Source organism: Pseudoxanthomonas suwonensis, assembly GCF_010093235.1.
GTDB lineage: Bacteria > Pseudomonadota > Gammaproteobacteria > Xanthomonadales > Xanthomonadaceae > Pseudoxanthomonas > Pseudoxanthomonas suwonensis.
Genome location: NZ_PDWP01000027.1, coordinates 42,545 through 53,278, shown reverse-complemented (window position 1 = coordinate 53,278; position 10,734 = coordinate 42,545). Strand labels below are relative to the sequence as shown.

The 10,734-nt window shown below is 72.3% G+C and carries 10 protein-coding genes and 1 other RNA gene; 8 read left to right on the top strand and 3 right to left on the bottom strand.

Annotated elements, in window-relative coordinates; genetic code table 11:
* The first annotated feature begins 635 nt into the window (after nucleotides 1-635).
* Nucleotides 636-1,043, top strand: coding sequence for a DUF6165 family protein (locus tag CSC68_RS13070; protein WP_162203983.1), 408 nt, complete (start codon nucleotides 636-638; stop codon nucleotides 1,041-1,043).
* On the opposite strand, the gene CSC68_RS13065 is transcribed toward CSC68_RS13070, so the two are convergent.
* Nucleotides 1,019-4,078: a fused MFS/spermidine synthase gene (locus CSC68_RS13065; protein ID WP_246193571.1), complete on the bottom strand. Its 3,060-nt coding sequence runs from the start codon at nucleotides 4,076-4,078 to the stop codon at nucleotides 1,019-1,021. The two genes, CSC68_RS13070 and CSC68_RS13065, sit on opposite strands and share 25 nt — an antisense overlap.
* On the bottom strand, nucleotides 4,078-5,133 hold the full coding sequence (locus tag CSC68_RS13060) for a glycosyltransferase family 9 protein (RefSeq protein WP_162203981.1): 1,056 nt from the start codon (nucleotides 5,131-5,133) through the stop codon (nucleotides 4,078-4,080). Before CSC68_RS13060 ends, CSC68_RS13065 begins: the two co-directional genes overlap by 1 nt.
* Before the next feature lie 30 nt (nucleotides 5,134-5,163).
* On the opposite strand from CSC68_RS13060, the gene CSC68_RS13055 reads away from it, so the two are divergent.
* The 7 genes from CSC68_RS13055 to CSC68_RS13025 are packed head-to-tail and all read left to right on the top strand — an operon-like array spanning nucleotide 5,164 to nucleotide 9,986.
* Nucleotides 5,164-5,913, top strand: a complete 750-nt coding sequence (locus CSC68_RS13055) for a 3-deoxy-D-manno-octulosonic acid kinase (RefSeq protein WP_162203979.1) — start codon at nucleotides 5,164-5,166, stop codon at nucleotides 5,911-5,913.
* A 2-nt stretch (nucleotides 5,914-5,915) separates the two neighbouring features.
* Nucleotides 5,916-6,677 (top strand): MBL fold metallo-hydrolase, encoded by a 762-nt coding sequence (locus tag CSC68_RS13050; RefSeq protein WP_162203977.1) that lies wholly within the window; start codon nucleotides 5,916-5,918, stop codon nucleotides 6,675-6,677.
* A complete protein-coding gene (moaA, locus tag CSC68_RS13045) occupies nucleotides 6,674-7,693 on the top strand; it encodes a GTP 3',8-cyclase MoaA (RefSeq protein WP_162203975.1) in 1,020 nt (339 codons plus the stop codon). Before CSC68_RS13050 ends, moaA begins: the two co-directional genes overlap by 4 nt.
* On the top strand, nucleotides 7,694-8,203 hold the full coding sequence (moaC, locus tag CSC68_RS13040) for a cyclic pyranopterin monophosphate synthase MoaC (RefSeq protein WP_162203973.1): 510 nt from the start codon (nucleotides 7,694-7,696) through the stop codon (nucleotides 8,201-8,203). It begins immediately after the preceding gene.
* The gene (locus tag CSC68_RS13035) at nucleotides 8,200-8,445 is read left to right on the top strand and encodes a MoaD/ThiS family protein (RefSeq protein ID WP_211365756.1); all 246 of its coding nucleotides are present in this window, start codon (nucleotides 8,200-8,202) and stop codon (nucleotides 8,443-8,445) included. The genes moaC and CSC68_RS13035 overlap by 4 nt, the downstream gene beginning before the upstream one ends.
* Nucleotide 8,446: 1 nt before the next feature.
* Nucleotides 8,447-8,911 carry a molybdenum cofactor biosynthesis protein MoaE gene (locus CSC68_RS13030; RefSeq protein ID WP_162203970.1) on the top strand — a complete coding sequence of 155 codons (465 nt, stop codon included), beginning with the start codon at nucleotides 8,447-8,449 and terminating at the stop codon, nucleotides 8,909-8,911.
* A 25-nt stretch (nucleotides 8,912-8,936) separates the two neighbouring features.
* Nucleotides 8,937-9,986 carry a Vgb family protein gene (locus tag CSC68_RS13025; RefSeq protein ID WP_162203968.1) on the top strand — a complete coding sequence of 350 codons (1,050 nt, stop codon included), beginning with the start codon at nucleotides 8,937-8,939 and terminating at the stop codon, nucleotides 9,984-9,986.
* A 401-nt stretch (nucleotides 9,987-10,387) separates the two neighbouring features.
* Here the strand turns inward: CSC68_RS13025 and ffs are convergent.
* Nucleotides 10,388-10,484, bottom strand: an RNA gene (gene ffs / locus CSC68_RS13020) — signal recognition particle sRNA small type.
* Nucleotides 10,485-10,734 lie beyond the last annotated feature (250 nt).

Below are 10,734 nucleotides of genomic sequence, written 5' to 3'. Positions count from 1 at the left end.
CCGCCCAGCCTCCCAGCGGGGACATACAATCCAACTCGGCCACGGCCGGCCCCAGTTTGTTGCTTCGACACCAGCAAGTCTGCCGGGTCGGCCGTGTGCCTCTCTCCCCTTAGTTGGGAGAAGAACCTTTTTATTTGCATCCGGTGAGGGGGGGCCTGGTTCGCCCCGGCTCGACCACCCGCGAAGCCGGTGGCGCGAGGCGCGCTGTGCCCCGTCACAGACCGCGCATCGGTTTGCACGGAGAAGCCGCCCGCAGGGCCGAGTGAATCCCCTCTCTCCGTATGACGCCAGGACTCCACGCGGCCGCTGGATGGCCCGCACCTTTCGAGCAAGCGGCGTCGTATCCATCCGCCCCCAGGACGGGGACGCGGGCCCTCATGCCCGCGGACGTGGAACCTGTCTTCGCCGGCGTCCACTCTCCCCCTCTCCCGACGGGAGGGGGCATCCGTAGCCCGGACAAGGCCGCAGGCCGCATCTGGGGCAAGGCGCCTGGAACCCCATGTTCCGATACGCCGCCAATGAGGCCCTCCGGCATCCGGCTGTTACCCGGACCCGGCTCCGGTCACGACGGAAGCTCCAGCCTTCCCGCTCCCCAGGCGCTAGACTTGCGCCTTTCCAGAAGGTTGGCTGTTCCCATGTCCGAAATCCTCGTCCCCGTCTCCTTTGGCGAACTGCTGGACAAGATCGCGATCCTGCAGATCAAGTCCGAACGCATGACCGACGAGGCCAAGCTGGCCAACGTGCGCAAGGAGCTTTCGGCGCTGGAACAGACCTGGATGGCGCATCCGGCAGCCAACCGCGATATCGCCCAGCTGCGTGCCAGGCTCAAGGCGGTCAACGAGCGGCTGTGGGACATCGAGGACGAGATCCGCCTGAAGGAGCGCGCGCAGGAGTTCGACGAGGAGTTCGTGCGCCTGGCCCGCAGCGTGTACTTCGAGAACGACGAGCGCGCGCGGGTGAAGAAGGAGATCAACCTCGCCCTGGGCTCGGCCTATGTCGAGGAGAAGTCCTACCAGGACTACCGGACCGGCGCCGCGCCCTGAGGCCTGCGCGCTTCCGCCTGTTCGAGCGCGCGGATGCGGATCATGTGCCGCACCATGCGCAGCCTGTCGCCGTGGGGCAGGGCCACGCCGTAGCCCTGGTGCAGGCGTTCCACTTCCGCGGGCCGGCCTGAGCCCAGCGCACCGAGCTGGGCCAGGACCAGGGCCTGCTCCTGCAGTTCCAGCGGATAAGCCTCCGGGCGCTGCAGCAGCGCCTCGCCCAGGCGCAGCATCGCCCCGGCATCGCGCGCGGCCGCGGCCGCGTACAGGTCCAGCACCGCACGCACCGAGGCGGGCTGGGCGTTGCGGTCGATCCAGGCCGGCGCGATCCATGCGCGCTCCAGGTCCGCAGGCGGAAGGGGGCCCAGCGTCGCCGCGGCCACCGTGGCGACGCTGCGCGTCCACGTGGCCAGGTCGGTGACCGGTGCGCCCGACATGCCCAGCAGGGCCTGCAGCTCGCTTTCGGCGGCGGCCAGCTCGTGCTGGCGCAGGGGCAGCCCGGTCGCGCGCGCCTGCCCGGACATGGCCTGGACCAGGGACAGCGCGCGCTGGCGCGCCAGCAGCAGGCTGTGTCCGCGCAGCGCCGCGACCTCCTCGCCGCCCGCAGGAGGCAGCCGCCCCTCCATCAGGTCGAGCACGGGCAGGCCGTTGTCCGCCATGCGCTGCAGGGTGTCGGCGTGGTCGGCGCGGAAGCGGGTACGCGGGCCCTGCAGCGACACCCTCGGATGGAAGTCGCTGTGCGGCTCGGCATGCAGGGCGCGCACGTAGGTCTGCAGCAGCGCACGCCCACCGAGCCGGCGCAGGGCCAGCGCGGCATCGCCATCGAGGCCGACCCGGGCCGTCTCGCGCGCCAGCGCGGCGGTGTCGCCCAGGCGGCCGGCCTGCGGCACCGGACATGCGCTGCGGCAGGCGACCACCACCAGGTCGTTGTCCTGCGCCAGGTAGACCTCCGCGTCCTCGAAGTTCTCCAGCAGCGCGGCCAGGATCGACGCCAGCAACGCATCGTCGATCTCGTAGGTCTGCAGCCACTGCACCAGCAGTCCGTCCGCGGCCAGGTGGCCGTGCAGGAAACGGTAGAACTCGGTGGTGAACAGCCCGGCCACGCCGCTGACCCAGGGGTTGGACGGCTCGGACACGATCACGTCGTAGCTGCGCCGGCCGCTGGCGTAGAACCGGCGTGCATCGTCGAAGTGCACCTGCGAGCGCGGATCTTCCAGGGCGCGTCCGATGCGCGGCGCGAACAGCTGCGCACCGGCGCGGTGCACCAGCGGTTCGATCTCCACGGTCTCTACCCGCTGCACGCGCCCGCTGCCCAGCAGCGTATGCGTCGACAGGCCCAGCCCCCAGCCGATGACCCCGACCTGGCGCGGCTGCGGATGCAGCGCCAATGGCAGCGCGCCGAGGGTGACCATGGTCAGCTCGTCGCCGCCTGGCGGACGATCGAGGCTGGCGGCCATCGCCCCGGCGGACTTGCCGTTGGTCAGCAGCGACATCGTGCCGCTCGCGGGCGAGCGGACCACGCCGAGGGTGGCGGTCTTGCCGTCGCGCAGGAACGCCACTTCCAGCGAATCGTCCAGCCGAGCGTAGCCGGTCCGGAACGGACCGGACAGCTGGGCGCGCGGATCCGGGCTGCCCCAGGCGATGGCCCGCAGCAGCGCGGCAGCCGCGGTGCCCGCCAGCAGGGCCACGCGGCGCGGCTGCGGTTCGCCCCGTGCGTGGGCAAGCAGCCAGAAGCCGATGGCGATGTCGCCGGCCGCCGCCAGCATCAGGCCAGGGCGCACGCCCAGCAGCGGCAGCAGTACATGCGTGGCCAGCAGCACGCCGGCGATGGCGCCCAGCGTGTTGGCCGCGTACAGCCGGCCGATCGAGGCCTCGCCGCCGCCGCCGCGCAGCAGGGCCAGGGTGAAAAGGGGCAGGGTAGTACCGGCGAAGAATGCCGCCGGCAGCATCACCGCCATCGCCACGCCGGCGCTGCCGAGCAGGAACAGGTGGTAGCCGCCGTCGGTGCGCGACAGCGCCTGCACCAGTGCCGCGGTCCAGTCGAACGATTGCGCGAACGCCAGCAGCGACAGCAGTGCGGCCACGCCCATGGCGACCTGGGCATGCCCGGCGGTACGCAGTGGATCGTCCAGCCGCGCGCCACGGCGGTGCACCCAGGCGCCACCACCGGCCAGGCCCAGCAGGAACGAGGCCAGCATCAGCTCGAAGCTGTGCACGGTGGTGCCCAGGGCCTGGTTCAGCAGGCGGATCCAGCCGATCTCGTAGACGAACGAACACGCGCCGGACAGCAGGCCCGCCCAGAGCACCGCGCGCAGCATCGGCGCATGCGCGGGGGGCGGCGTGGAGGCGGGGGGCGAAGGTGCCGCGACCGGCGACGCATCCGCGCCTTCGCCGCGTGCCAGCCACGCGGCCACTGCCGCCACCAGCAGGTTGGCGATGCCGGCCGCGGCCAGGGCGCCGGGCATCCCCAGTCGTGGCAGCAGCAGGAAGGTGGCGGCCAGCGCACCCGCGGCCGCTCCCAGGCTGTTGGCGAAGTACAGCCCGCCCAGCACGCGCGCGTCCTGGCCCTGGCGGGCGCGGATCCAGCCGGCGCTCAGCAGCGGGAAGGTCGCGCCGAGCAGGATGCAGGCCGGCAGGATCAGCAGCGTCGCCGTCAGCCACGGATACAGCTGCGCGGCCAGGCCGTCGCCCAGGGCGGCGAGCACGCCCTCCGACAGCCGGGTGTAGCCGGTGAACGCCGGATGGAAGGCCAGTCCCAGCGCGCCGATCGCCGCTTCGGCCACGGCATAGGCCAGCACCAGCCGGCGCCAGCGCAGGCCCAGCCGCGCCGCGCCCCAGGCGCCCAGGGCCATGCCGCCCATGAAGATCGCCAGCACCAGGCTTTGCGCGTAGGCAGCGTGCCCCAGGACCAGGCCGAGGTAGTGCGACCACAGCGACTGGTAGACCAGACCGGCGAAGCCGGAAACCAGGAACAGGCCCAGCACCGCCGCGGCGGGCAGGGCGGGGGCCGGCAACCGTGGGTCGTCGGCCCCGCGCATCACGCCTGGGGCGTCCGCTCAGCGGCATGGTCGGCGCGGTAGCGCTCGAAGGCCTCGATGGCGTCCTGCACCGTGATCAGTTCCATCACCCCGTCGTGCTCGATCTTGGTGCCCCACTTGAGGGCCGAGGCAGGCTTGCCCAGGTACTTGCGTGCCGCGTCGTCGTAGCGGTCCACGCAGTAGCGGCGGTCGGAGTAGGGGCCGCTGCGCGCCGGGTTGCTGGCCGCATGCAGGCCCAGCACCTTCGTGCCCATGGCATTGGCGATGTGCATCGGTCCGGAGTCCGGGGTGGCCAGCAGGTCGGCGCGCGCCAGCAGGGCCGGCAGCTGCTTGAGGGTGTCCTTGCCGACCAGGTCCAGCACCGGGCTGCGCATGGCCGCGACGATGGCATCGGCAGTGCTGCGCTCCAGCTCGCTGCGGCCGCCGCACAGCACCACCCGCCAGCCGTGCGAGGCGGCGTGGTCGGCCAGGGCCGCGTAGCGGTCGGGGTACCAGTTGCGGCGCTGGTGGCTGGAGCAGGGCGAGATCATCAGTACCGGAGCACCGTCGTCCGGCCACTGCGCCGCCGCCCATTCATGCGCCTCGGCCGGCACCGGCAGGTTCCACTCGACCCTGTCCTGGACCAGGCCCAGCGGCTCGCAGAAGCTGCCGATGGCGTCCAGTACGTGGATGCCGGGGCGGTCCGGGATGCGTTCGTTGATGAACAGCCCGTGCAGGTCCTTGGAGCGGGAGCGGTCGTAGCCCACCCGGCGCCGCGCCGGCACGAAGGCCGACAGCAGGTTGGCGCGCGCGGCCACCTGCAGCTGCAGCAGCACCTCGAACCGCTCCGGCGGAAGCTGGCGCCGGAGGGCGCGCATCCCGGCCAGGCCGCTCTTCTTGTTGTAGACGTGGAAGGTGACGCCCTCCAGCCCATCGAGCAGGCGCTGGCCGGCCGGATCGATGATCCAGTGCAGGTGCAGGCCCGGCCAGGCGCGCTGCAGGGTGCGCACCAGGGGGACCACATGGGTGACGTCGCCCAGGGCGGACAGGCGCAGCAGGCAGATCGAGGGACGCATCGGTCTCGGGGTGTTGTTAGACTCGCGAGGATGGTCGCGTTCGACGCTAACGAAGCCTTGTCGCCATACCGCGCCGGCAGCGGTTATGGCGCCATTCTGTTCGACCGTGAACGGTTGCGGCAAGCCGGACCGGACCTGTTCGTGCCCGCGTCCTGGGGCGAACGCGCGCGTCCGGTGGATTCCGGCGGGCGTGGCAGCGCCTGGTTCGTGGATGCGCCGTTCGGTCCCTGCGTGCTGCGCCATTACCTGCGCGGCGGGCTGGCCGCCAGCGTCAGCCGCGACCGCTACGTCTGGCGCGGCGCCGCCCGCACCCGCAGCTTCGCCGAATTCCGGCTGATGCGCGTGCTGCTGGGCCGCGGCCTGCCGGTGCCGCGGCCGCTCGCGGCCTCCTACCTGCGGCATGGGCCCTTCTACCGCGCAGCGATCCTGCTGGAGCGGCTGGAAGGCGTGCGCTCGCTGGCCGATCGCGCCCAGGTGGCCGGCAGCGGGGCGCCGTGGGAGGAGACCGGGCGCCTGATCGCGCGCTTCCACCGCGAGGGCCTGGAGCATGCCGACCTCAACGCGCACAACATCCTGTTCGACGGCAACGGCCGCGGCTGGCTGATCGATTTCGACCGCGGCCGCATGCGCATCCCGGCCACCGGCTGGCGCGAGGCCAACCTGCGCCGGCTGCAACGTTCGCTGCTGAAGCTGCGCGGGCAGCGCAGCGTGGACGAGGTCGAGAAGGACTTCTCGCGCCTGCGCCGCGCCTACGAGCTGTCCTGGAACCGGGGCTGCTGACCATGGCGGCGTGGTCCCTCCGGCTGCACGGGGTCGGCAACGCATCGGCGGTGGCGCTGGGCTCGCCGATGGCGACGCTCGAGCGCGACGGCAGGCCGTGGCTGACCATCGACTGCGGCGCCGAGGGCCTGACCGCGTTCGAGCAGCAGTACGCCGGCCATCCCGACGCCGTGTTCGTCCCCCATGTCCACCTGGACCACGTGGCCGGCTTCGAGCGCCTGTTCGTCTCCGCCTATTTCGATCCGGCCCGCCGTGGCCGCATCCGCCTGTACGTGCCGGCGCCGGTGGTGCCGCTGCTGCACCGGCGCATCGGCGACTACCCCAACGTGCTGGCCGAGGGCGGGGCCAACTTCTGGGACGCGTTCCAGCTGGTGCCGGTGGGCGATGCCTTCTGGCACGACGGCGTGCGCCTGGAGGTGTTCCCGGTGCGGCACCACTGGCCCGATACCGCCTTCGGCCTGCGCCTGCAGGGCAGCCTGGTGTGGAGCGGCGATACCCGCCCGATCCCGGAGACGCTGGCCCGGTACGCGGACGCCGGCGAACTGGTCGCCCACGACTGCGGCCTGCACGGCAATCCCTCGCACACCGGAATCGACGACCTGGAGCGCGAGTATCCGGCCGAGCTGCGCCAGCGCATGGTGCTTTACCACTACGCCAGCGCCGCCGACGGCGAGGCGCTGGCCGCCCGCGGCTATGCCGTGGGCCGCCCCGGCCAGGTGCTGGCCCTGGCCGACCCGACCGCGCCGGTGGCGCTGGCCTCATGAACGCGCTCCAGGCCCGCGCGTCGCTGCCCCTGGACCGGCTCGGGCGGCCGTTGCGCGACCTGCGCCTGGCGGTGATCGACGCCTGCAACTTCCGCTGCGGCTACTGCATGCCGGCCGACCGCGTGGCCGACGACCACGGCACCAGTGCCGCCAGCCGCCTGTCCTTCGACCAGATCGAGACCCTCGTACGTGGTTTCGTGCAGGTGGGCGTGCGCAAGCTGCGCCTGACCGGCGGCGAGCCATTGCTGCGCCGCCACCTGCCGGAACTGGTCGCGCGCCTGGCGCGCATCCCCGGGATCGAGGACCTGGCCCTGACCACCAATGGCGCGCTGCTGGCGGGGCAGGCCCGGGCACTGCGCGAAGCCGGCCTGCGCCGGCTCACGGTGAGCCTGGATGCGCTGGATCCAGCGGTGTTCCGGGCGATGTCGGGCAACCGCGGTGAGGTCGGCACGGTGCTGGAGGGCATCGCCGCGGCCGAGGCGGCCGGTTTCACCCGGCTGAAGCTCAACTGCGTGGTCCTGCGCGGGGTCAACGAGGACCAGGTGCTGCCGCTGCTGGAGCGCTTCCGCGGCACCGGCCACGTGGTGCGCTTCATCGAATACATGGACGTGGGGACCTGCAACGGCTGGGATCCGGCCCAGGTGGTGCGCGCCGAGGAACTGCGCGAGCGCATCGCCGCGCGCTGGCCGCTGCGCCCGCTGGCCGCGGACTACACCGGCGAAGTGGCGCGGCGCTACGCCTTCGCTGATGGCGGAGGCGAGGTCGGTTTCATCGGCTCGGGCAGCGCGCCGGTCTGCGGCGATTGCCATCGCGCCCGCGGCTCCGCCGACGGCCATCTCTACACCTGCCTGTTCGCCGACAGCGGGCAGGACCTCAAGCCCGCGCTCGCGGAGGGCGAACAGGGCGTAGCCGAGGCGCTCGCGCGGCTGTGGTCGGCGCGCGAGGACCGCTACAGCGAGATCCGCGGCCAGGCGCCGGCGCGCCGGCCCATCGAGATGTACCTGATCGGAGGTTGAGTGGCCACACGCACGTCTTCCCGTCGCGCGCCCGGCGCGCTGACCCATATCGATGCCGAAGGCCGGCCGGCCATGGTCGACGTCTCCGCCAAGGAGGTGACCGCGCGCAGCGCCACCGCGCAGTGCAGGGTGGCGTTCCCGGCGGCGGTGGCGGCGCAGCTGCGCGCCACCGGCATGCGCTCGAGCAAGGGCGGCATCGTCGACACCGCGGTGATCGCCGGCACCATGGCCGCCAAGCGCACCCACGAGCTGATCCCGTTCTGCCATGCGCTGCCGCTGGATGGCGTGCGCATCGCCATCGACTGGCACGGCGAACGCGAGCTGCGGATCGAGTGTAGCGCGCGCACGACCGCGCGCACCGGCGTGGAGATGGAGGCGCTGACCGGCGCCACCGTGGCTGCGCTGACGGTCTACGACATGACCAAGGCGCTGTCCCATGCGATCGTACTGGGGCCGGCGAAGCTGCTGGGCAAGCGCGGCGGCAAGCGCGACTTCGGGAAGGTGGGCTGATGGCGAAGGTGGCACTGCTGTATTTCGCCTCGCTGCGCGAGGCCACCGGTTGCGAGCGCGAGGAGGTGGAGACCGGCGCTGCGGACCTGGCCGGCCTCTATGCCGAGGCCGCCTCGCGCCATGGCCTGCAGTGGCCCCGCGAGAGACTGCGGGTGGCCATGGACGGCGCCTTCGCCGCCTGGTCCGAGCCGCCGCGCGAGGGCAGCGAGGTCGCCTTCATCCCGCCGGTCTCGGGAGGTTGAGATGGGCCCGACACGTAGCTGCACCGCCCGTTTCGAACTGGCCACGTCGGATATCGACATCGGTCCGCTGCGCGAGGGCCTGCTGCGCGACGAGGCCGGCGCCTACGCCAGCTTCGAAGGCTGGATCCGCAACCACAACGACGGTCGCCCGGTCAGCGGCCTGCGCTACGAGGCCTATGCCAGCCTGGCGGTGGCCGAGGGCCAGCGCATCGTCGAGGAAGCGGCCGGGCGCTTTCCCGTCAGCGGCGTGCACTGCGTGCACCGGGTCGGCGAGTTGCCGGTCGGCGGGCTGGCGGTGTGGGTCGGCGCCAGCGCCGCGCATCGCGACGCCGCCTTCGACGCGTGCCGTTACGTGATCGACCAGGTCAAGCTGCGGGTGCCGATCTGGAAACACGAAAGCTATACCGATGGCCCGGCACAGTGGCTGCATCCGGACGAGCCCGGCAGCCCGCCGCGGCCGGCCTGAGTACGTCGGAGAAGGAGATCCCCCCATGGCTATCGCATTCCCCCTGCGCCTGGCCGCCCTTTTCGCACTGGCCGGCACCGCCGTGGCCGCGCCAGCCGACCTGCCCGGCGCGCCCTCCGGCATGCTGCTGGTCGGCAACAAGGCCGCCAACACCCTGTGGCAGTTGTCCCTGGAGGACGGCCGCCGGCTCGGGGAGGCGGGCACCGCGCCAGCCCCGCACGAGATCGTGGTCAGCCGCGACGGCCGTACTGCCGTGGTCAGCGAATACGGCCACCGCGGGCCGGGCCACACCCTGGGGGTCTACGACGCGCATACGGGCCGACTGCTGCGCCGCGTGGACCTGGGTACGCATACCCGGCCGCACGGCAGGCGATTCACCGCCGACGACAACCACGTGCTGGTGACCACCGAGGGCAGCGACGCACTGCTGCTGGTCCGCCTGGACGGCCGGATCGAGCGCGAGTTCGACATCGGTCCGGGCAAGGGCCATATGGTCGCGCTGTCCCCCGATGGCCGGCATGCCTATGTCGCCAAGGTCGGGGCAGGCACGGTGGCGCGGGTGGAGCTGGCCACCGGCGAGGTGCTGGAGAAGCCGGCCGGTGGCGGCGCCGAAGGCATCGCCGTGGGCCGCGACGGCTCGGTATGGGTCGCCAACCGCGAGGAAGGCACGGTGACCGTGCACGACCCGGAAACCCTGGACGTGGTCGCGACCCTGGACAGCCCCGGCTTCCCGATTCGCGTGACCTTCAGCGCAGACGGCCAGCACGCACTGGTCACCAATGCCCGCGCCGCGACCCTGGGCGTGTTCTCGGTCCGCCACCGCCGCCCCGTGGCCCTGGTGCCGCTGGCCGAGACCGGCGTGGAATACCGCGAGACCATGCTTGGCCGTGCTGCATTGCCGATCGGCGCCGTCGCCGACCCGGATGGACGCCGCGTCTACGTGGCCATCAGCGGCGGCAACCAGATCGCCGTGGTCGACACCGGCAAGTGGAAGGTGGTCGAGCGCTGGGCCACCAGCGACGAGCCGGATGCGCTCGCCATCGTGCCTCCGGCGCCCACGCACGCGGTGCACTGAGCGCGCGCCGAGCCCGGCGCTATTCCGCCCCCCGGTGCCATCCCGTTCCCGGGATGGCATGGGCCGTCGCCACGACCCCGCAGTGCCCGGAGGCCAGCGCTTCTGCTGTTTCGAAAGCCCAAAAGGGTGGCGGCCCGCGCCCCCCGGTGCCATTCCGTTCCCGGGATGGCATGGGCCGTCGCCACGGCCCCGCAGTGCCAGGAGGCCAGCGCTTCTGTTGTTTCGAAAGCCCAGAAGGGTGGCGGCCCCGCCGGCTGACCTCGGCGCCCGCGTCGATCGATACCGTTGCTGCCGCGCCCCCCGGTGCCATCCCGCTCCCGGGATGGCATGGGCCGTCGCCACGGCCCCGCAGTGCCAGGAGGCCAGCGCTTCTGTTGTTTCGAAAGCCCAGAAGGGTGGCGGCCCCGCCGGCTGACCTCGGCGCCCGCGTCGATCGATACCGTTGCTGCCTTCCGGCCCTGGCGGGATTTTCGACCTAGCGTCGCGAGGGGCCGACGGGGCCACCATAGACGTGGGCCGCGCAGCGCGCGGCCCTGGCGTGGCGATCTTCCGGCCCATCGGCCGGGATCGCGACTTGCAGCTGGCTGGCGCCGCGCTGCAGGGCGGCAATTCTAGCCCATCGATACATTCCAATGCGAGGGGGCGGCCGGGAGCGGCGCCTGGCCGCTACGCCCGACAGCGACCTGCGTCGCGAGCCCTGATACCGCCTGGTGCGATGCTAGGATCCCGCGCCAACCGGTATTGGGAG